Annotated in this window: 17 protein-coding genes; 7 read left to right on the forward strand and 10 right to left on the reverse strand. The window is 68.2% G+C overall.

Annotated elements, in window-relative coordinates; all coding sequences use genetic code 11:
• Positions 1-65 precede the first annotated feature (65 nt).
• From HUK68_RS11830 to HUK68_RS11845, 4 genes are all read right to left on the reverse strand, one after another.
• Positions 66-1346 (reverse strand): TRAP transporter large permease, encoded by a 1281-nt coding sequence (locus tag HUK68_RS11830; protein ID WP_175504325.1) that lies wholly within the window; start codon positions 1344-1346, stop codon positions 66-68.
• Positions 1343-1930 (reverse strand): TRAP transporter small permease, encoded by a 588-nt coding sequence (locus tag HUK68_RS11835; protein WP_175504326.1) that lies wholly within the window; start codon positions 1928-1930, stop codon positions 1343-1345. The genes HUK68_RS11830 and HUK68_RS11835 overlap by 4 nt, the downstream gene beginning before the upstream one ends.
• A gap of 73 nt (positions 1931-2003) precedes the next feature.
• The gene (locus HUK68_RS11840; RefSeq protein ID WP_175504327.1) at positions 2004-2450 is read right to left on the reverse strand and encodes a type II 3-dehydroquinate dehydratase; all 447 of its coding nucleotides are present in this window, start codon (positions 2448-2450) and stop codon (positions 2004-2006) included.
• A gap of 16 nt (positions 2451-2466) precedes the next feature.
• Complete coding sequence (locus tag HUK68_RS11845; RefSeq protein WP_175504328.1) at positions 2467-3468, reverse strand: TRAP transporter substrate-binding protein; 1002 nt, start codon at positions 3466-3468, stop codon at positions 2467-2469.
• 177 nt (positions 3469-3645) lie between these two features.
• Between HUK68_RS11845 and HUK68_RS11850 the strand changes: the two genes are divergently transcribed.
• Positions 3646-4428, forward strand: coding sequence for an IclR family transcriptional regulator (locus HUK68_RS11850; protein ID WP_175504329.1), 783 nt, complete (start codon positions 3646-3648; stop codon positions 4426-4428).
• Positions 4429-4647: 219 nt separating this feature from the next.
• Here HUK68_RS11850 and HUK68_RS11855 read toward each other — a convergent pair whose 3' ends face one another.
• Positions 4648-6150: an aminotransferase-like domain-containing protein gene (locus HUK68_RS11855; protein WP_175504330.1), complete on the reverse strand. Its 1503-nt coding sequence runs from the start codon at positions 6148-6150 to the stop codon at positions 4648-4650.
• A 204-nt stretch (positions 6151-6354) separates the two neighbouring features.
• Here HUK68_RS11855 and HUK68_RS11860 point away from each other — a divergent pair, with 204 nt between their 5' ends.
• A complete protein-coding gene (locus tag HUK68_RS11860) occupies positions 6355-6714 on the forward strand; it encodes a hypothetical protein (RefSeq protein WP_175504331.1) in 360 nt (119 codons plus the stop codon).
• Here the strand turns inward: HUK68_RS11860 and HUK68_RS11865 are convergent.
• From HUK68_RS11865 to HUK68_RS11885, 5 genes are read right to left on the reverse strand one after another with little or no spacing between them, the layout of a single operon-like run.
• Positions 6686-8107, reverse strand: coding sequence for a sensor histidine kinase (locus HUK68_RS11865; RefSeq protein ID WP_175504332.1), 1422 nt, complete (start codon positions 8105-8107; stop codon positions 6686-6688). The two genes, HUK68_RS11860 and HUK68_RS11865, sit on opposite strands and share 29 nt — an antisense overlap.
• Complete coding sequence (locus HUK68_RS11870) at positions 8104-8796, reverse strand: response regulator transcription factor (RefSeq protein ID WP_175504333.1); 693 nt, start codon at positions 8794-8796, stop codon at positions 8104-8106. The genes HUK68_RS11865 and HUK68_RS11870 overlap by 4 nt, the downstream gene beginning before the upstream one ends.
• A 32-nt stretch (positions 8797-8828) precedes the next feature.
• On the reverse strand, positions 8829-10154 hold the full coding sequence (locus tag HUK68_RS11875) for a TolC family protein (RefSeq protein ID WP_175504334.1): 1326 nt from the start codon (positions 10152-10154) through the stop codon (positions 8829-8831).
• Positions 10141-13245, reverse strand: a complete 3105-nt coding sequence (locus tag HUK68_RS11880) for an efflux RND transporter permease subunit (RefSeq protein WP_175504335.1) — start codon at positions 13243-13245, stop codon at positions 10141-10143. The genes HUK68_RS11875 and HUK68_RS11880 overlap by 14 nt, the downstream gene beginning before the upstream one ends.
• Before the next feature lie 15 nt (positions 13246-13260).
• A complete protein-coding gene (locus tag HUK68_RS11885; RefSeq protein ID WP_175504336.1) occupies positions 13261-14370 on the reverse strand; it encodes an efflux RND transporter periplasmic adaptor subunit in 1110 nt (369 codons plus the stop codon).
• A gap of 204 nt (positions 14371-14574) precedes the next feature.
• Between HUK68_RS11885 and HUK68_RS11890 the strand changes: the two genes are divergently transcribed.
• From HUK68_RS11890 to HUK68_RS11910, 5 genes are all read left to right on the forward strand, one after another.
• Positions 14575-15087: a sigma-70 family RNA polymerase sigma factor gene (locus HUK68_RS11890; protein ID WP_175504337.1), complete on the forward strand. Its 513-nt coding sequence runs from the start codon at positions 14575-14577 to the stop codon at positions 15085-15087.
• Positions 15084-16064, forward strand: coding sequence for a FecR domain-containing protein (locus HUK68_RS11895; RefSeq protein WP_175504338.1), 981 nt, complete (start codon positions 15084-15086; stop codon positions 16062-16064). Before HUK68_RS11890 ends, HUK68_RS11895 begins: the two co-directional genes overlap by 4 nt.
• Positions 16065-16117: 53 nt before the next feature.
• A complete protein-coding gene (locus tag HUK68_RS11900) occupies positions 16118-18571 on the forward strand; it encodes a TonB-dependent siderophore receptor (RefSeq protein WP_175504339.1) in 2454 nt (817 codons plus the stop codon).
• Positions 18572-18730: 159 nt separating this feature from the next.
• Positions 18731-19264, forward strand: a complete 534-nt coding sequence (locus tag HUK68_RS11905) for an RNA polymerase sigma factor (RefSeq protein ID WP_175504340.1) — start codon at positions 18731-18733, stop codon at positions 19262-19264.
• Positions 19261-20241, forward strand: coding sequence for a FecR family protein (locus tag HUK68_RS11910; protein ID WP_175504341.1), 981 nt, complete (start codon positions 19261-19263; stop codon positions 20239-20241). Before HUK68_RS11905 ends, HUK68_RS11910 begins: the two co-directional genes overlap by 4 nt.
• Positions 20242-20326 lie beyond the last annotated feature (85 nt).

Raw genomic sequence — 20326 nt, forward strand, 5'->3', positions numbered from 1 at the left:
TTTCAACGCTTGCGGGAAACGCCCGCGCCGCGCCGCCAGCAGGGGCGGCGCGGCGCGTTTGGGGCTCAGCGGTAGAAGAACTTCGCCGGGCCGGTGACCAGCCAGGGGAAGATCACCATCGCAAACATGATCGCGAACTGCGCGAGCATGAAGGGCACGACGCCGCGCGTGACATCGTCCATTGACATCTTGCCCACGCCCGCCACCACGTTGAGCACCGTGCCCACGGGCGGCGTCACCAGCCCGATGGAGTTGTTGATGATGAACATCACGCCGAAGTAGACCGGGTCGATGCCCGCGGCATTGACCACCGGCATCAGCACCGGCGTCAGGATCAAAATGGTCGGCGTCATGTCCATGGCCGTTCCCACCAGCATCACCAGCACCATGATCGCGACCATCAGCAGGATCTTGTTGTCCATGTAGGGCTGCAGCAGCGCGACCACCTTGGAGGGCAGGTCGGCAACCGTGATCAGCCAGGCGCTGACCATGGCCGCGGCGATCAGGAACATCACGATGGCGCTGGTCTTGGCCGCGGCCACGAAAATGGCGTAGAGCTTGGCCCAGGTGATCTCGCGGTAGATCACGGCCGACACGAACAGCGCATAGACCGCGGCGACCACGGCGGCTTCGGTGGGCGTGAACACCCCCATGCGCAGGCCGACCAGGATGATCACCGGCAGCAGCAGCGCCCACAGTGCCTTGCGCGCCGCCTGCAGGATCTCGGCGCCCGACTTGCGCGGCGGCGGCACGATCTTTTCCTTGCGCACCAGGTAGGCCCAGGTGACCCACAGCGCGCCGCCGATCAGCAGGCCCGGCACGATGGCGGCCAGGAACAGCTTGGAGATCGACACGTTGGCCGCCACGCCGAAGATCACCAGGCCGATGCTCGGCGGGATCACCGGGCCGATCACGCCCGTGGCCGCGATCAGGCCGCCGGCGCGCGCCTTGTCATGGCCGGCGCGGGTCATCATCGGCAGCAGCAGCGCGGTGAGCGCGGCGGCATCGGCCACGGCCGACCCCGACAGCGCCGACAGCAGGCAGCCGGCCATGATGGTCACGTAGCCCAGCCCGCCCTTCACATGGCCGACCACGGCCAGCGCGAAGTCGACGATGCGCCGCGACAGGCCGCCGACGTTCATGATCTCGCCGGCCAGCATGAAGAACGGCACGGCCAGCAGCGGGAAGCTGTCGGCGCCGCCGATCAGGTTCTGCGCCAGGATCTGCGGATCGAACAGGTCCAGATGCCACATCAGCGCCACGCCGCTGGCCAGCAGCGAGAACGCGATCGGAATGCCCATGGCCATGGCCAGCAGCAACGCGCCGACAAAAACAAAGATCGTCATTTTTCACCTTTCCGGACGTGCGCAGCCGCCGCGGGCAGTTCGCCGGCTTCGGCCGCGAGGATCTGCTGCAACTGCACCGCTTCTTCCGATTCCTGCACCATCACCAGTTCGTTCTCGTCCAGCTGTCCCGTGAGCAGGCGCCACAGGTCGAGCAGCAGCAGGAAGCCGGCGCACACCGCGAACACTACGCAGGAGAGATAGACGATCGCCATCGAGGCGCCCGTGGTCGGTGCCGTGACGTCCCAGTTGATGCGCGTTTGCGCCAGGCTGCCCTGCAGCAGCAGCCACAGGATGAAAAGCATCAGCACATGGCCCAGCGCCAGGCAGAGCTTCTTGGCCCAGGCCGGCAGGCGCTGCACCACCATGTCGACTCCCAGATGGCCGTGCTCGCGCAGCGCGACAATGGCGCCCAGGAAGGTCATCCAGATGAACAGCCAGCGCGAGACCTCCTCGGACACCGTGATGCCCGAATTGAAGAGGTAGCGCAGCACCACGTTGCCGAACACCAGCACGACCATGAAGGCCAGCATGGCGGCAATCACCGCCTCCAGACCGCGGCAGGCGCGGTCGATCCATAGATTCATGTCATTCCCCTTGCTTGGTTGGGCGGCAGCCCTGGCGCCCGCGGCAGGCGTGCAGGGCCGGAGCGCCGAAGCCTCAGGCCTTGGCGGCTTCGCGCAGGCTTTCGACCAGCGCACGCAGGCCGGCAAAGTAGGAATGCGGACCGAAGCCCTGCACCGTGGCCTTCACCGCCGGCGAGATGATCGAGTGCACGCGCCAGGCTTCGCGCGCGGCGATGTTCGACATGTGCACTTCGATGACCGGGAACGGCATGGCCTTGATCGCATCGTGCAGCGGCACGCCGTGCTGGGTGAGCCCGGCGGGGTTCACCAGCGCGCCCTGTGCGCTGTCGATGTTGGCGTGCAGGAAGTCGATCAGCGCGCCTTCGTGGTTGGACTGGATGATCTCCAGCGTCACGCCGAGCTCCTGGGCGAGCTTTTCAAGGCGCTCGTTGATCTGCGCCAGCGTGGTGGTGCCGTAGATGTGCGGTTCACGCCGTCCGAACAGGTTCAGGTTGGGACCGTTGAGAACAAGAATTTTCATGCTGCGCTGCCTGGGTTCACTTGCGGATGCGGGCCAGCTCGTCGTTGTAGAGCTTGACGATGGCGGGGTCATAGGTTGCGGCGAAACGGTCGATCACCGGCTTGGCGATCTGCTGCATGCGCTTTTGTTCGGCAGGGGAAACTTCGTTGTATTGCAGGCCCTTGGCCTGGAGTTCGCCCACGGCCTTTTGCGCGGCGGCGCGGCTGACTTGGCGCTGGTAGCCGCGCGACTCGTCGGCGGCCTCGTGCATCATCTTCTGCTCGGCGGGCGTGAGCTGGTCCCAGAACTTCTTGCTGACCAGCACGATGTTGGCCGCATAGACATGGTTGGTGGCGCTGACGAACTTCTGCACTTCGTAGAACTTGTTCGACAGGATCACCGCGAACGGGTTCTCCTGGCCGTCGACGGCACGCGCCTCGAGCGCGCCGTAGAGCTCGGCAAACGGCATCGGCACGGGGTTGGCCTTGAAGGCCTTGAAGGTGTCGAGGAACACCGGGTTGGGAATCACGCGCAGCTTCAGGCCGTCGAAGTCCTCGGGCTTGGTGATCGCGCGCTTGCTGTTGGTGACGTTGCGAAAGCCCAGGTCCCAGTAGCCCAATGCCACCAGGCCCTTTTCCGGCAGCTTGGCAATCAGCGCCTGGCCCAGCGGGCCGTCGAGCAGCGCGTCGGCCTGTGCATAGTTGGCGACGGCGAACGGGAAGTCGACCAGGCCGAATTCCTTGACGATGCCGGCCAGCGAGGTGGTGGCAGGCGCCGACATCTGCTGCACGCCGCCCTGCAGCGCCGATTGCTGCTGCATCTCGTTGCCGAGCTGCGAGGCCGGGAACTCCATGACCTTCATCTTGCCGCCGCTCTTGGTGGCCAAGATTTCGCCGAAGCGCTTGACGCCGAAGCTCACGGGATGGTCGGCATTGTTCAGATGGCCGAAACGGATCACGCGTTCCTGCTGCGCCATCGCAGGCAGGGCAAGAAGCATGGACAGGCCAGCGGCCAGGGCAAAGCGGACAGGAATGCGCATGGAAACACCTCCAGGGGAACTACCAAGGGAGCCGGGCACAATCGGCCCAGCGATTGATACGGATGGTAATTAAAAAGTGGAAACTGATTCCACAGTAGAAACCCTTTATCATTTCATTCGCATTTCTCGTACAAAGATGGGCATGGCGCCTGCCTGCCCTGACCGAAAGTCCTTGCCATGAGCAACATCCTGGAACGCAGTTTCAAAGTCCTCGAACATCTCGCCATCCATCCCGAAGGCAAAGCCATCTCGAGCCTGGCCGCGGAACTCGACATGCCGCTGAGCGCCACCCACCGCCTGCTCGCGGAGCTGAGCCGCTGCGGCTACGTGCGCCAGGAGCACAGCCAGGGCAACTACATGCTGACCATCAAGCTGGTCTCGCTGGGGCTGGGCTTCCTGAGCGCCAGCGGCATCGTCGACATCGCCCAGCCGCTGCTCGACCATCTCGCCGCGGAGTCGGGCGAGCTGGTGCGCCTGGGCGTGGTCGATGGCGACGAATTGACCTTTGTCGCCAAGGCCCAGGGCGCGCTGCGCGGCCTGCGCTACGACCCCGACATGGGCCTGTCGGTCAACCTGTCCTGCAGCGCCGCGGGCCACGCCTGGCTGGCCACCATGAGCGACGAACAGGCGCTGGCCCTGGTCTCGCGCCAGGGCTTCGGCCAACCTGCGGACTTCGGCCCCAACGCGCCCACCACCGTGAAGGCGCTGCTGGCCCACCTGGAAAACACGCGCAACAATGGTTTCAGCCGCATCGTCGAAGTCTTCGCGCCGGGCATGAGCGCCATGGCCGCGCCGATCCGCCGCGGCAACGGCCCGGTCATCGGTGTGGTGACCATTGCGGGCCCGCTGATGCGCTTGACCGAGGAACGCATGGAGGCCCTGGGGCCCGCGCTGCTGCAGACCACGCATGAGCTGGCGATGACGAGCAGCGGGTCGGCACTGTTGAAGAACCGGGGGTGAGGACGTACTTCGACAGGCTCAGTACGAACGGGAAGCAGGCTCAGTACGAACGGGAGCCAAGCTCAGTACGAGCGGCAAAAACCCGTTCGTGGTGAACCTCTCTCGGCGGGCCCGTCGAACCATGGACGGCCTGGGCTCATGAAAACAATGCAGCGTTGGGCATAGAGCAAAGACTGGCGTAAAGACGTACTTCGACAGGCTCAGTACGAACGGAACTTCCTACGCCCGCACGCCCTGCCCCAGCTGCACGCACGCCATCGCCCCCAGCGTGCGGCACACCTCCTCCAGCGCCGGTGTCACCGGATGCGTGCAGGCCAGGCGCAGGCAGTGCTCGTAGCGTCCCGAGTTCGAGAACATGCTGCCGGGCGCGATGCGGATGCCCTGGGCCAGTGCGGTCGTGAACAGCGCGGCGCTGGAGAAGCCTTCGGGCAGTTCCAGCCACAGGCACAGGCCCCCGGGCGGCAGGCTCAGCCGCGTGCCCACGGGGAAGTGGCGCGCCACCAGCCGCGCCATGCCTTCGCGCTGCGCGCGCAGCTGCTGCTTGAGCCGCGCCAGGCTGCGCTGGTGCATGGGCGAGCCCAGTACTTCGGCGACCAGGCGCTGCGCCAGCGTCTGCGTATTGCGGCTTTGCGCGAACTTGAGCATCTGCACGCGGCCATGCCAGCGCCCGCCGTTCATCCAGCCCTGGCGCAGCCCGGGCGCGAGGCTTTTGTTGAAGGCCTGGCAGTAGATCACCTGGCCCGTGCCGTCCCAGGCCTTGAGCGCCCTGACCGGCTGCTCGCTTTCGACGAACAGCCCATAGGAATCGTCCTCGATCAGCGCCGCGCCATGCGCCGCGCACAGCGCCACCAGACGTGCCTTGTGTGCGTCGGGCATGCGCGCGCCCAGCGGCATCTGCAGCTCCGGCACCACCACCACGGCCTTGAGCCGCGGCTGGGTCTGGAAGGCCAGTTCCAGCGCCTCGATCGACATGCCGGTGCGCGGGCTGCAGGGTATCTCCAGCGTCTGCAGCTGCAGCGACTCGACGACCTGCAGCAGGCCGTAGTAGGTGGGCGACTCCACGGCCACCATGTCGCCGGGCGCGCACACCGCGGCCAGCGCCAGGCTCACGGCTTCGGAGTTGCCGGTGGTCGACAGCACGTCGGCGGGCGCGATGCGGATGCCCGACGCGAGCGCGTGCCGCGCCATCGTCTGCTGGAAGTCCGGGTGGTTGCCCTGATTGGCCAGCAGCGAGCGGCCCTGCACCAGCAGGGTGGGATCCTCGCGCAGCAGCCGGGTGGCCACGCGATTCAGCGCCTGGTGGTCGAACAGCCCGGGCGGCGGCGTGCAGCCGCCGATATCGGTGTGCACATGCGCCTGCCGGCCCTGCTCGAGCAGCAGCGAGATATGCGCGTTGATGCCAATGAAATGCGCCGGATCCAGCCCTTCGACGGGCTGGCTCAGGTCGGGTTCGCGCGGCGGCGCGAGCGCGCGGTCCTCGGCGTTGCGCACGAAGTAGCCAACGCGCTGGCGCGCCTCCAGGTGGCCACCGGCTTCGAGATGGCGCAGCATCTGCAGGGCCGTGGACAGGCTCACGGCATGGCGCTGCATCAGCGCGCGCACGGAAGGCATGCGCTCGCCGGCCTGCAGCGTTCCCATGGCCATGGCGTGGGCGTAATCGGCGGCAATGCGCTGGTACAGCGGCAGGGCCTTGTCGGGGGAGGAAGCAGTGGGCAGCAGCATGGAGGAAATCGCGGGCGGAGATGGGCACACCATCATGCGCCTGCGCACTGTTGCGCAACAGATACAGATGGACCGGAATCGGACCATAACAGAGGATGCGAATCGCTGCTGCTGCGGTGCTGCATGCCCACCGCTGTGCCTGTTGCGCAAAGCAGCCACGGCATACGCTTGGCGGACCATAACAGCCTGCGTTCGCGTGTTCCCATGAGCTCCTTCACCCCTGCCCCATCCTCTGCCCGCCTGGCCGCCGGCCAGACCCTCACGCGCGCGCTTGCCGCGGGCGACGAACTGTTCTGCGCCGCCGGCACGCTGCACCTGTGCAGCTCGGCGCTGGCCGGTATCGATCACGTGGCCGGGGTGCGGCTGCAGTTGCGCGCCGGCCAGAGCTGGCGCGCGCCGTCGGCGGTCTGGATACAGCTGACGGCGCTGGACGCCAGCGCCGCCTGGCAATGCCGCCCTGCGCCCGCGATGCAGGAGCCGGCAGTCGCAGCTGCGCCTTCAAGGGCCCGCTGGCGCACGCGCGCGGCTGCGAGGCTCAGAAGCTGGCGGATGCTGGGAGCGTGACTTGCGCGAGGCGCTCCGCGCCCGCGGCCGCTGGCAGGCGCAGCAGCACCTCGAAACCCGGATCGAGATTGGCGAACTGCAGCGTGCCGTTGTGCAGCTGCACGATGGCCTGCACGCTCGACAGGCCGAGGCCGTGGCCGGGCTGCTGCTCGTGCGCCCGGTAGAAGCGGTCGGTGAGGTGGGGCAGGCGCTGCGGCGGCACGCCCGGGCCGTTGTCCTGCAGGCGCAGCTCGACCACATCGCCCTGCTGCCAGGCCATGATGCGGATCTGGCCGCCCTCTTCGGAACACGCGTACTTGAGCGCGTTTTCCACCAGGTTGGCCAGCGCATTGGCCAGCAGGTCGCCGTCCCCCAGCGCGCAGGGATGGCCGTCGACGGCGACTTCAAGGCGGCAGCCGGTTTCTTCGGCCACGGGCGCATACAGGTCGGCGATGTCGGCCAGCAGGCCGGGGATGTCGACCACCGTGAATTCCTGGCGCCGCATGCCCGATTCAAGCTCGGCGATCTGCAGCAGCTTGTCGAACACCGTGCCGAGGCCCTGCACTTCCTGCTCCAGATGCTCGAGCAGGCGCTGCTGCTCCTGCCCGCCGAGGTGGCGCGCGGTGCGCAGCTGCAGCAGCACGCGCGTGAGCGGCGTGCGCAGGTTGTGCGCAATGGTGTTGGAGACATGGCGCACGCCGTCCATCAGCTGCTCGATCTGCTCGAGCATGCGGTTGATGTCGCGGCCCAGCTGGGTGAATTCATCGTTGCCCTCGGTCAGCGGAATGCGCTGGCCCAGGTCGCCGTTGGCCACTTGCAGCATGGTGTGGCGGATGCTCGCGGCGCGGTCGTCGACCAGGCGGCGAAACGCCACGCTGCCCGACAGCGCCAGGATCAGCACGATCACTACCGCCGTGAGGCTGGCGCTCATGAAGCGCTGTTCAATGTCCTCGAGCGCGTCCAGGTCGCGGCCGACGATCAGCAGGTTGCCGCTGGGCAGCTGGGCCACGGCCACGCGGCCGGTCATTGCGCGGCCGTGGCGCTCGAGACGAAGCTCGCGCAGCCCGAAGGTGCTGAGCGTGCGCCGCGGCAGGATGCGCGCATTGCCGGCCAGGTAGTTGTTGGCCGCATCGGTCAGGATGGCGATCTCGGTCTGGGTGTCGACGCCATCGCTGAGCATGCGGTCGATCTCGCGGCGCAGCGAATCCTCGCCATACTGCAGCGCGTGCTGCTGCAGGCGCTGCAGGTCCAGCTTGGCCTCCTGGTCGATGCGGTGGCTGAACACCGAGACCATCTGCACATAGAAGATGGTCAGCACCACGATCAGCGTCAGCAGCAGCAGGCCGCCGTAGACCAGCGCCAGGCGAAACGCCATCGAGCTCCAGGCGCGCCCGGCCGATGTCACCGCCTTCATGGCGCGGGCGTCTGCGTGGACAGGCAGTAGCCGACACCGCGCACGGTGTGGATCAGCGGCTGCTCGAAGCCCTTGTCGACCTTGTTGCGCAGCCGGCTGATGTGCACGTCGATCACATTCGTCTGCGGATCGAAGCGGTAGTCCCAGACCGATTCGAGCAGCATGGTGCGCGTGACGGTCTGGTCGACATGGCGCGCGAGAAACGCGAGCAGCCGGAACTCGCGCGGCTGCAGCATCAGCGTGCGCCCGGCGCGCTCGGCATGGCGGCTCAGCAGGTCGAGGCGCAGGTCGCCGACCTCGAGCACCGGCGCCGGCGCCGCCGACTGCACTCGGCGCAGCAGCGCCTCGAGGCGCGCCTGCAGCTCGGAGAACGCGAACGGCTTGGTCAGGTAGTCGTCGCAGCCGGCCTTGAGGCAGCGCACGCGCTCATCAGTGGCCGACAGCGCGCTCAGCACCAGCACCGGCGTGGTGTTGCCCATGCCGCGCAGCGCCTGCAGGATCTTCAGGCCGTCGAAGCCGTCGGGCAGCATGCGGTCCAGCACGATCGCATCCCAGTGGCCCGTCACGGCCTGGGTCAGCCCCTGCACGCCGTCGGCGCAGACGCAGACCTCGGCCTGCAGCTCGCGCATGCCTTCGGCCAGGAAACGGGCGTTCTGGGTATCGTCTTCGATGATGAGAAAGCGCGGCATGGGCGGAACAACGGCTGAAGCAGGACCTCGCACTATAAACAGGCCGGCGCCACGCAGCCCGTGCCCACGACCCCATCGGTCAGGGGCAGCTGGCCGCGCGCCGCATCGAGCTGCCATTCGGCTTGCCACATCTGCAGCGTCAGGTCCAGATACTCCTGCTGGTGCGTGGAGACCGATTCCATCGCGTCGAGCCACTCCATGATGGAGCTCTGGCCCAGGCGATAGGAATCCTGCGCCATCTGGCGCAGCGGCGCGAGCTGGCTCAGGCCGCGCGACTCGAAGGCCTGCAGCGACTTGCGCAGCAGGTCGCGCTGGCGCAGCGCCTGCTGCAGCTGCTGGCGTGCCTGCAACTGCGCGGCGTCTTCTTCGAGCAAGGCCTGCGCGTGTTCGAGGCGCGCGCGTTCAATGGGACCCTGCTTGCGGTCGAAGAGCGGCAGTTCGACCGAAACCACGAGCTGGTTGTAGCCATAGCTCTCCTGGCGGCCGCGCACGCGCGTGACGCCCACGGTGGGCGTGGGCAAGGCTTCGCGCGCCTGCTGGCGCGTGAACTGCTCGGCCTGCACCACCTTGGCATGCGCGGCCTGCAGCGCCGGCAGCCGCGGCTGCGCCTGCAGCCACATCGCATCGAAATTCTGCTCCTGGGCGAGCGGCGCGGGCAGCAGGCTGCCCACGGCTTCGGGCGACCAGTTCGGCAGCGCCACCAGCTGCGCCAGCGCGGCGCGCGCAGCCAGCGTCTGCGCCTGCTGCTGCTCGAGCTGCACCTGCATCTGCGCGCGCTGCAGGTCCACGCGCGTGCCATCGTAGCGGCTGCGCGCACCCAGCTGGATCTGCCCCTGCACGATCTTCACGGCCTGGTCGAGCTGCGCCATGGCCTGCTCCTTCGCCGCCAGCTTCTGCTGTTCGAGCAGCAGCTGCGCAAAGCGCTGCGCGGCTTCGCTCATGATCTCCTGGACCTGGGCCGCACGTTCGGCCTCGCCGGTCGCGCCCGCGAGCTGGGCCGCTTCCTTGCGCATGCCGATCTGGCCGAAGATCGGCAGCGGCTGCTCCACGCCCCACTCCTTTTCCTCGGGCTTGCGCGAGTAGTGCACGCTGGGATTGGCCCAGGTCGACGCGGTCTGCACGTCGGCCTGTTCCATGCGCTGGCGCAGCGGCATGGCGCGCAGCGTCGGGTGGTAGCTGCGCACCAGCGCCAGGTATTCGACCAGGCCCAGCGACGCGGGCAGCGCGGAGGCCGGCGCGGCCGGCGCGGCAGCGGCGGGAGCTTGCGCCGCAGGAGCCGCTGCCGCCGGGGCGGCAGCCAGGCAGGCGCCGGCGCAGAGGACCGCCACGGCGGCCGCAATAGACTTAATGGCTTTCATCCAACTCATCCGGTTTCTTCAAGGTCTTGGGGCCGAGCCAGGCATAGAGCACGGGCAGCAGCACGAGCGCAACCACCGGCAGCACCAGCATGCCGCCGACGATCACCGAGGCAAAGGGGCGCTGGGTCTCGCTGCCCACGCCCGTGGACAGCGCCATCGGCAGCAGGCCCAGCAGCGCCAGCGTGGCGACCAGCAGCACCGAGCGCATGCGCTCGGCCGTGCCCTGCACCAGCGCCTGCTTGAGCGGCAGGCCCTCGCGGCGCAGCGTCTCCACCGCCGAGATCACCAGCAGGCCGGCCAGCGCGACCTGGCCCAGCAGCGCGATGAAGCCGATGGCGGCGCTGATCGACAGCTCGATGCCGGTGAGGTGCAGCGCGGCGATGCCGCCAACCATCACGAACGGCGCGCACAGCAGGATCACGCAGGAGCTGCGCGCCTGGCCCAGCGCGCCGAACAGCAGGCCGAACACGATCAGCAGCGACAGCGGCACCACCACCTGCAGGCGCTGCGAGGCGCGCTGCTGGTTCTCCCACTCGCCGCCCCAGACCGCCTGGTAGCCTTCGGGCACCTTGACGTTGGCCTTGAAGGCCGCCAGCGTGTCCTTGACCACCGAGCCGATATCGCGGTTCTCGACGTTGAACTTCAGCGCCATGTAGCGGCTGTTGTTCTCGCGGAAGATCGAGGCATTGCCGATCTTCACGCTGATCTGGCCGACCGAGTGCAGCGGCACCGAGCCGCCGTTGGGCGTGGGGATCGCGATCTCGCGCATGCTGGCTTCATCCATGCGGTTGACGTAGGGCAGGCGCACGCGCACCGGCACCGGATGCTCGCCTTCCCACAGCGTGGTGGCGAGTTCGCCAGCCAGCGCCAGCTCCAGCGTCTTCTGCGCGGTTTCCATGGCAATGCCCTGGCGTGCCAGCGCGATGCGGTCGAACTCGACGTGCAGCTGCGGCGCGGGGGCATCGCGGTACAGGTCCAGGTCCACCACGCCTTCGATCGGGCGCACCTGCTCCATGGTCTGCATCAGGATGGCGCGCAGCTGCTCGATCTCGGGGCCGAACACCTTGAGCACGACCTGGCCGCGCGCGCCGGACGTCGATTCCTCGACGCTGTCGCGGATCGGCTGCGAGAAGTTGAAGGCCACGCCGGGAATCACGTTCAGCTGCGCGCGCATCTGCTCGATCAGCTCGGGCTTGGTCAGGCCCTTGCTCCATTCCTTGGGCGACTTCAGGCGGATCAGCACCTTGGCCATGTTCAGCGTCTCGTTGTCCGTGCCCGATTCGGGCCGGCCCTGCTCGCTGCTGACCGATGTCACTTCAGGGAACTGGCCCAGGATGTGGCGCACCTCGGCCAGCACCTCCTGGCCCTTCTCCAGCGAGATCGACGGCGGCATCTGCACCAGCACGTAGGCGTCGCCCTCATCGAGCTGGGGCAGGAACTCGGTGCCCAGCTTGGTTGCCGACAGCCCGGCGACGACCAGGATGGCGATGGCGCCGATCACCACCACGCGCTGGCTGGCAATGCGGTCCAGCGTGCGGCCGATCCAGTTCTGGTAGCCATGGTCCATGCGCTCGAACAGCTCGGGCTCGGGCTTCATGACATGCTTGGGCTTGAGCAGCAGTGCGCACAGCGCGGGCACCAGGCCCATCGCGAACACCAGCGCGCCCAGCAGCGCGAAGCTGTAGGTCATCGCCAGCGGGCGGAAGATGCGGCCCTCGATGCTCTGCAGCGAGAACACCGGGATCAGCGCGGCGATCACGATGGCCATGGCGAACAGCGTCGGCTTGGCCACGGCAATCGTCGAATCGATGATGATGGCGCGCATCTCGCGCTGGTTTTGCGGCTTGCGCAGGCGTGCATTGCGGATGATGTTCTCCGCCAGCACCACCGCCCCGTCGACCATGATGCCGAAGTCGATCGCGCCCATGGAGATCAGGTTGGCGGGCATGCCCAGCCAGTGCAGGCCGATGAAGGCCACCAGCAGCGACAGCGGAATCACCGTGGCGACGATCAGCGAGCCGCGCAGGCTGCGCAGCACCAGCCACAGCACGCCGATGATCAGGCCCGCGCCGAACAGCAGGTTGTGCTGCACCGTGGCCAGCGTGTGGCCCACCAGGTCAGAGCGGTCGTAGGTGACGTCCATGTGCATGCCTTCGGGCAGCAGGCCGTTGTTCAGCTGGTCGACCTTCTCGTGCAGGCCGTCGAGCACCACCGAAGGGTTCTCGCCGCGCTTGAGCAGCACCACGCCCTGCACCACGTCGTTCTCGGCGTCCATGCCGACCGAGCCCTGGCGCGGCGTATGCGACTGGATCACGCTGGCCACGTCGCCGATGGTGATCGGCGCGCCGCCGCGCAGCTGCACCACCACGCCCTTGATCTCCTGGGGCGAGCGCAGCAGGCCGATGCCGCGGATGATGAACGACTGCTCGCCGCGGCGCATCAGGCCGCCGCCGACGTTGCGGTTGGACTTCTCCAGCGCCTCGGTCACATCGGCCAGCGACAGGCCCAGGCGATAGAGCTTGTCCGGGTCGACTTCGACGTGGTACTCCTTGACGAAGCCGCCGATGCTCACCACGTCGGCCACGCCCTGCACCTGCTTGAGCGTGCGCACGATGTGCCACTCCTGCTCGGTGCGCAGCTGGTCCAGCGTGTGGCGGTCGCTGCGAAGGCGGTAGTAATAGATCTTGCCCAGCGGCGTGTAGTCGGGCGCCATCTCGGGCGTCACGCCGTTCGGCAGGTCCGCCTGGGGCAGGCGCTGCGCGACTTCGGCGCGCGCCGTGAAGCTGTTGGCATGGTCGTCGAAGACCATGTTGACCATCGACAGGCCGAAGTAGCTTTCCGAGCGCAGCGAGACCAGGCCCGGCGTGCCGTTGAGCTCGCGCTCGAGCGGCTGGGTGATCTGGCGCTCGACTTCCTCGGGCGCGAGGCCCGGGGCCTGCGCGATGATGCCCACCTGGACGTTGGTCACATCCGGGTAGGCTTCGATCGCGGTGTGCAGGTACGAGTAGATGCCGTAGATGGCAATAAAAACGGTGGCGCACAGCACCACCAGCCGCCGATGGACGGCGAAATCAATCAATGCGCGCAACATGCTCTATTCCATTCCTCAGAGCATCTGGCTCGCGGCGCCATCGAGCAGCAGCGCGCCGCGCACCACGATGCGCTCGCCGCTCTTGAGGCAGGAGATCACCGGCACCCAGCCGCGCACCGGCGCGCCCAGTTTCACCGTGCGGGCCTCGAACGCATGCTCGCCGGTCTGCACGAACACCACGCTGCGGTTCTCGCCCTGGATCAGCACCGCGCCGATCGGCACGCGCATCTCGGCCGAGCGCTCCACGGCAATGCCCACGCGCGCCTGCATGCCGGCACGCAGGCCCTCGGGCAGATCCTTGTCGGTCAGCGCCAGTTGCACCGGCGCGCGGCGCGACTCGGCATTCACCACCGCGCCGATCTGCTGCACCTTGGCCGCGACCGGGGCCGAACGCGTCGGCAGTTCGACCTGCGCAGCGGCGCCGGTCTTGAGCTGTGCCAGGTCGCCCTCGAACACTTCCGCGACCACGCCCAGCGCCTGCGGGTTGCCGATGGCAAACAGCACCGCGCCGGCCTCGGCCAGCTGGCCCATGCTGACCTGGTGCTGGGCAACGACGCCCGCGTGCGGAGCGCGCAGCACGATGCGGTCGCCGCCGTCGGAGCCCAGCAGCGCCGCGGTGCCGCGTGCGCGCGCCAGCTCCTGCGCGGTTTCCTTGGCGCGGGCCTGGGCCACGCGCAGTTCGGTTTCGGTGCCCACGCCGCGCGCCACCATGTCCTGCTGGCGCTGCAGTTCGGCGCGGCTGGTGTCGGAGGCCAGCTGGGCGGCGCTCACTTCATGGCGCATGCGCAGCGCATCGGCGCTCACCAGCGTCGCCAGCGGCGCGCCGGCCTTGACGGATTGCCCCGGCTGCACATGGATGGCGGTGACCCGCGCCTGCGCGGGCGAGACCACGCTGTCGAGCTGACCCGAGGGATACTCGAGGCGCGCGGGCGACCAGAGCCACTGGTTGGCCTGCGGCGCCTGCACGGGTGCGATCTCGAGCATGCGCAGCGCCGCGGGGGCAACCTGCACGGCGGCGATCTTCTGCGCAAAGGCCGGCACCGCGCACAGCGCGCTGGCCAGCAATACCGCGGCGCGGTGGCGCTGCAGCCAGTGAGGCGCAGCAGGAAGTGGGTAACGACGCATATCTCGGCTTTCTTGTTAACAACGCAGGCCATGGACGGACTGCGCCAGGTGATTTGTTACCGACTATAGGAATGGTCCTACGCGCACGGTGTGAACTCCACATGACGGTTTGGTAAGGTTTCCCGTAAGGTCCTGCGCCACCGGCCTGACGCAATTGCCGGCACTTCACATAGAATGAGAACCCTTCTCATTCGCACAACTGCCATGTCTGATGCCGGTACGGCCTTGCGGCAAGATGTTCACGCCCTCTACAGCGACCACCACGGCTGGCTGCGCGCCTGGCTGCGCCGGCGCCTGGGGTGTGGCGAACGCGCGGCCGATCTGGCGCAAGACACCTTCGTGCGCGTGCTGAGCGCGCGCCAGGCCGCGGACACCAGCGCCTGGCGCGAGCCGCGCGCCTATCTCACCACCATTGCACGCAATCTGATGGCGGACCACTGGCGGCGCGCGGAACTCGAGCGTGCCTACCTGGATGCGCTGGCCGCCCAGCCCGAGGCGCTCGCGCCATCGCCCGAAGCGCAGTTGCTGATCATGGAAACCCTGCTGCGCATCGACGCCTGCCTGGCCGCCCTGCCCGCGCTCACGCGCCGCATCTTTCTCAACTCGCAGCTCGACGGCATGGTCTACGCCGACATTGCCGCGCAGCAAGGCATCTCGCTGCCCACCGTCAAACGCCATATGGGCCAGGCATTTCTCGCCTGCCTGAGCGCGGCATGAGCAGCGCCGTCACGGCCGGCGCCGAGCCGCCCATCGATCCCATCATCCTGCGCGAGGCCGCAGAGTGGCTCACCCGGCTGCATGAGGGCGATGCCGGGCCGCGCGACTGGGAGGCCATTGAATGCTGGCGCACGACGAGCCCCGCGCATGGCCGCGCCTGGCAGCGCGCCGAGGCCTTGCTGGGCGATCTGCGCGCCCTGCCCGGCGGGCCGCTGCGCGCCACGCTGGAACGAACCGCGGCGCGCCGCCGCCATCTGCTGCGCATGCTGTGGCTGCCGCTGCTGCCGGCCGCGGGCTGGCTGGGCTGGCAACAACTGCGCATTGATGGAGAGCGCTTTCGCAGCGCCACCGGCGAACAGCGGCCGGTCACGCTGGCCGACGGCACGCGCTTGCTGCTCAACACCGACACCGAGATCGCGGTGGACTTCAACACCGGCGCGCGCACGATACGGCTGCTGGGTGGCGAGATCCTGGTGACCAGCGCGCCCGACCCGTCCCCCGTGCCCAGGCCGCTGCGCGTCGTGACGCAGGATGGCAGCGTGCGTCCCATAGGCACGCGTTTCTCGGTGCGGCGCGCGCACGGCGATGAGGCCAGCCGCGTCGTGGTGTTCGAGGGTGCGGTGGAAGTCACGGGCCACGGGCAACGTGCGCGCGTCGATGCCGGGCAGCGGCTGGAGTTCGGCGCCAGCGGCCCGGGCCGGGCGCAAGCCCATGCCGGCGTCGGCGACGAGGCCTGGACGCAGGGCATGGTCGTGGCGCGCCGCATGCGGCTGAGTGATCTGATTGCCGAGCTGGACCGCTACCACCCCGGCTTCCTGCGCTGCCACCCCGATGTTGCCGACCTGCGCATCTCGGGCACCTTCCCCGCGCTGGCGCGAGAACGCAGCCTGCAATTGCTGGCCGAAACGCTGCCGGTGCAGCTGCGCCAGCGCAGCAGCTACTGGGTCACCGTGGAGCCGTTTGCCTCCGGCCGCTGATACCTTTTTGCGTTTCGTTCGTCGTGTCTATCAATACATGACGAAAGGAAAGAATGTCTTCCAAGCCCTTGCTTCGTTTCCAGCCCTCGGCGCTGGCCCTGGCCGCGCTGCTGGCCACCTGCGCCCTGGCCGGCGCGCATGCGCAGCCCGGCGCGTCGACGCCCGCGGCTGCGGCGCCCGCGCAACGCTCTTTTGCCATCGACGCCGGCCCGCTCGATGAGGCGCTGCTGCGCCTGTCGGCCGCCGCGGGCCTGGGCCTGTCGTTCGAGCCGGCGCTGGTCGAAGGCCTGCGCAGCCCGGGCCTGCGCGGCAGCTATGGCAACGAGGAAGCACTGCGCCGTGTGCTTGCAGGCAGCGGCTTGGAGGCGCAGCCGCGCGGCGACGGCCTGTATGTCCTGCGCAAGGCCGCCGTGGTGCGCGAAGGCAGCGCTGCGTCCATGGCCGCGGTGACGGTATCGGCGCGCGCCGAGCGCAGCGCCACCACCGAAGGTTCGGACTCGCTGGCGGTGCGCGCCGTGAGCATCAACAAGGGCAACCAGGCGCTCAAGGACATTCCCCAGTCGATCAGCGTGGTGACGCGCAAGCAGCTCGACGAGCAGGCCATCACCGATCTGCGCGTGGCCGCCAACAGCATCACCGGCATGGTCGGCGCCCAGGGCGTGGGCCAGGGCATGGTGCTGTTCGCGCGCGGCTTCGAGATCAACGACTGGCAGTACGACGGCGTGGCCATTCCGCGCAACAACTACGCGCTCGGCAACTGGGGCACCGAAGGCATGGTGTTCTACGACCGCATGGAAGTGCTGCGCGGCGCGTCGGGCCTGCTGCAGGGCACGGGCAGCCCGGGCGGCGCCGTCAACCTGGTGCGCAAGCGCGGGCAGTCCGAGAAGACCGTCACGGTCACGGCGCGTGCCGGCTCCTGGGACCGCTACGGCCTGCAGCTCGACGCGGGCGGGCCGCTCAACGACGAAGGCACGCTGCGCGGGCGCCTGGTGGTCGACGAGTCGCAAGGCCATTCCTTCATCGATTACGTCAACGACCGCAGCACTTCGCTGTATGCGGCGCTGGACTACGACATCAGCCCCGACACCACCGTGGGCGTGGGCGTGAGCCATTCGGACAGCCAGTCGCGGCCGATGATCTACGGCGTGCCGCTGCGCGCCGATGGCAGCGACGTGGGCCTGCCCCGCTCCACCTACACCGGGGCCTGGTGGAACCAGGGCAGCATCGAGCAGACCATGCTCTATGCCGATCTCGACCACCGTTTCAACGCCGACTGGAAGCTCAGGATCGCGGCCGTGCGCCTGAGCGAGAAGAACACCTCCACCCACCAGCGCATGCACGGCGACGTGGCCGCCGACGGCAGCGGCATGACCTACGCCAACTGGATCACCGATTTCGACTCCGAGAAGGTCGGCCTCGATGCGTTCGTGAACGGCAAGTTCGAGGCCCTGGGACTGCGCCATGAGACCACGTTCGGCGCCAGCTATTCGAAGTACACCTCCGACGACATGTTCGCTCGCACCTTTACCGCCGGCGGCAACCTGTTTGCCATCGACCACAACCGCCCCCGGCCCACCGCGCAAAGCATGCTGGCCGATGGCGGCCGGCAGTTCCGCGCCGGCTACGACGTGCAGCAAAAAGGCCTCTACGCCAGCCTGCGCAGCCGCCTGACCGAGCCGCTGACGGCCATTCTCGGCGCACGCGCCAGCTGGTACGACTCGATCTATGACGACCGCACGGCCGGCACGCGCTCCGAGACCACCGCGACGCGCGAGATCACGCCCTATGCCGGCCTGGTGTATGCGCTCACGCCGCAATGGTCGGCCTATGGCAGCTACACCGGCGTGTTCGTGCCCCAGTCCGAGCGCACGGCGGCAGGCGCTGTGCTCGACCCCATCATCGGCAAGAACTACGAACTGGGTCTCAAGGGCGAACTGGCGGACGGCCGCGTCAACGCCTCGCTGGCCCTGTTCCGCTACGACCACAGCCAGCGCGCCGTCAACGACCTGGACGCCGGCTTTGCCTGCGACGGCTGGTATTGCTCGCGCAACTCGGGCAAGGTGCGCAGCCAGGGCTTCGAGGCCGAGGTCAGCGGCGAGGTGCTGCGCAATCTGCAGGTGCTGGCAGGCTACACCTACAACACCACGGAATTCCTCAGCGACCCCGAGGAGCAGGGCCAGGTCTTCAGCACCATCACGCCAAAGCACATGCTGCGCACCTGGGTGGCCTATCGCCTTCCCGGCGACTGGAACCAGTTCACGGTGGGCGGCGGCGTGAACACGCAAAGCCATACGCTGGGCTATGACCGCTCGTTCAAGCTGGCGGGCTTCACCGTCGCCAACCTGCGCATGTCATGGCAGGCGACGCGCGAACTCAATCTCGCGGTCAACGTCAACAATGTGTTCGACAAGCGCTATGTGCTGCCCGGTTACGTCGGCTATACCGGGGCCAGCTATGGCGAGCCGCGCAATGTGATGGTCACACTGAAGTACACGCCCGGGCTGTGACGCCAGCGCGCGCGGCGAAAGATGCGCGGAGCGCCGTAAATACGCCAGGGGCAGCACCGCAGCGCTTGCCACCAGCGCCGGAACGGAATCAACAGGACCGGCGAATTCATGGATAATCGATATTGAGAATATTTCTCATTACAGATAATCCTCCTGTCCGTGACTTCCACCGCTTCCCCCGTATGGCTCGGCCTCGACCTGGGCTGGGCCTACCAGGCGCTGCTGCCGGCGATCTGGCGCAGCACGCGCTGCGTGCACCGCGCGCAGGACGTGCTGCACGATGCCTTCGTGCGCTACGCGCTCAGCGGGCGGCATGCCGAACTCAACAGCCCGCACGCCTATCTGCGCCGCGTGGTGCAGTCGGTGCTGGCCGACCATGCCAGCGAAGCGCGGCGCTGGTGCGCCTTGCCCGATGATCCCGTACAGCTGCCCGGCGAGATGGCCGAAGCCGCGCTGCTGACTGCGCCTTCGGCCGAGTTCCTGCTCGATCTGCAGCAGCGGCTGAATGCGGTGCAGGCCACGATCAACGGCCTGCCGCCGCGTTGCCGCGAAGTGTTCTGGCTGTGCCGCATCGAGGGGCTGACCCAGCCCGAGATCGCGCGCCAGCTGGGCATCACGCTCAACGCGGTGGAGCGGCATCTGATCCGCGCGCTGGTCGATCTGCGCGCGCTGCGCGAACAGGTCATTGCGTGAAGCGGGCCGCCCCCTGCTGCGCACGCGAAGAAGCGGCCCGCTGGTTCCTGCGCATGCGCGAGGCACAACCCGCACCCGGCGAGCGCCAGGCCTTCGATGCCTGGCTCCAGGCCCACCCCGATCACGCGCGTGAATACGCGGGCTTCGATCTGCTGTGGCAGGACTTCGGCAGCACCTCCCGCAGCCAGGCGCTGGCCTCGGCGGCCCAGGCGCAGCGCCGGCGCCAGCGCCGCCAGTTCACGCATGGCTTGCTGGGGCTTGGAGGATTTGGCGTGCTCGGCTGGCTGGTGCATTCCCAATGGCGCGCGGCCCATGCAGCCCGGTTCGTGCTCGCGCGCGAAACGGGTGTCGGCGAGTCCGCGCCGCTCACGCTGCCCGATGGCAGCCGGCTGCGCCTGGGCGGATCGTCCAGTATCGGCGTGCGTTTCAGCCGCCATGGCCGCGAAGTGCAACTGCTGCGCGGCCAGGCGCTGTTCGACGTGGCGCATGATGCCGCGCGGCCATTCATCGTCGATTGCGCGGGCGCACGCATCACCGTGGTGGGCACGCAGTTCTCGGTCGATCGCCTGCCGGGCAGCGTGCGCGTGAGCGTGCAGCAAGGCCTCGTGCGCGTGGCCGCGCGCGGCAGCGCCCAGGCGCCATTGGAACTGCGCGCGGGCGACGTCGGTGCGTGGTTCGACGGCGCCGTCCCCGGAAGCCCCCCGCAGCGCCTGGCCGGCCTGCGCGCCGAGGATGCGTTTGCCATCGAGTGCGGTGTCATCGTGTTCGAGCTGGCAACGCTCGACGAGATCGCGGCCACGCTGTCGCGCTACCACCCGGTGCCGGTGCGCGTGCAGTCGTTGCCGGCAACGCACATGCCGCGCATCACCGCCGCGGTGCAACTGCGCCAGATCGACGATTTTCTGCGCGCGCTGCCGCATCTGGGCGCGGTGCGCGTGCAGCGCGCGGGCGGCGCGATCCTGCTGTCGGCGCGCTGAGAAAAATCTTTCACTTGCGGGCTCAGGGTTTGGGGCGGCATCCGCGTCATACAGGAAGGCTTGTCCGCGGGACGAGCAAATGACC

It is taken from the genome of Comamonas antarctica (assembly GCF_013363755.1).
In the GTDB taxonomy this organism is placed as follows: domain Bacteria; phylum Pseudomonadota; class Gammaproteobacteria; order Burkholderiales; family Burkholderiaceae_C; genus Comamonas; species Comamonas antarctica.

Excerpts from the sequence above, each read along its gene's own strand:
- HUK68_RS11840 (WP_175504327.1), bottom strand. The coding sequence starts at position 2,450 with ATGAAAATTCTTGTTCTCAACGGTCCCAACCTGAACCTGTTCGGACGG.
- HUK68_RS11900 (WP_175504339.1), top strand. The coding sequence starts at position 16,118 with ATGTCTTCCAAGCCCTTGCTTCGTTTCCAGCCCTCGGCGCTGGCCCTG.
- HUK68_RS11890 (WP_175504337.1), top strand. The coding sequence starts at position 14,575 with ATGTCTGATGCCGGTACGGCCTTGCGGCAAGATGTTCACGCCCTCTAC.
- HUK68_RS11880 (WP_175504335.1), bottom strand. The coding sequence starts at position 13,245 with ATGTTGCGCGCATTGATTGATTTCGCCGTCCATCGGCGGCTGGTGGTG.
- HUK68_RS11895 (WP_175504338.1), top strand. The coding sequence starts at position 15,084 with ATGAGCAGCGCCGTCACGGCCGGCGCCGAGCCGCCCATCGATCCCATC.
- HUK68_RS11885 (WP_175504336.1), bottom strand. The coding sequence starts at position 14,370 with ATGCGTCGTTACCCACTTCCTGCTGCGCCTCACTGGCTGCAGCGCCAC.
- HUK68_RS11845 (WP_175504328.1), bottom strand. The coding sequence starts at position 3,468 with ATGCGCATTCCTGTCCGCTTTGCCCTGGCCGCTGGCCTGTCCATGCTT.
- HUK68_RS11875 (WP_175504334.1), bottom strand. The coding sequence starts at position 10,154 with ATGAAAGCCATTAAGTCTATTGCGGCCGCCGTGGCGGTCCTCTGCGCC.
- HUK68_RS11855 (WP_175504330.1), bottom strand. The coding sequence starts at position 6,150 with ATGCTGCTGCCCACTGCTTCCTCCCCCGACAAGGCCCTGCCGCTGTAC.
- HUK68_RS11830 (WP_175504325.1), bottom strand. The coding sequence starts at position 1,346 with ATGACGATCTTTGTTTTTGTCGGCGCGTTGCTGCTGGCCATGGCCATG.
- HUK68_RS11850 (WP_175504329.1), top strand. The coding sequence starts at position 3,646 with ATGAGCAACATCCTGGAACGCAGTTTCAAAGTCCTCGAACATCTCGCC.
- HUK68_RS11865 (WP_175504332.1), bottom strand. The coding sequence starts at position 8,107 with ATGAAGGCGGTGACATCGGCCGGGCGCGCCTGGAGCTCGATGGCGTTT.
- HUK68_RS11870 (WP_175504333.1), bottom strand. The coding sequence starts at position 8,796 with ATGCCGCGCTTTCTCATCATCGAAGACGATACCCAGAACGCCCGTTTC.
- HUK68_RS11860 (WP_175504331.1), top strand. The coding sequence starts at position 6,355 with ATGAGCTCCTTCACCCCTGCCCCATCCTCTGCCCGCCTGGCCGCCGGC.
- HUK68_RS11835 (WP_175504326.1), bottom strand. The coding sequence starts at position 1,930 with ATGAATCTATGGATCGACCGCGCCTGCCGCGGTCTGGAGGCGGTGATT.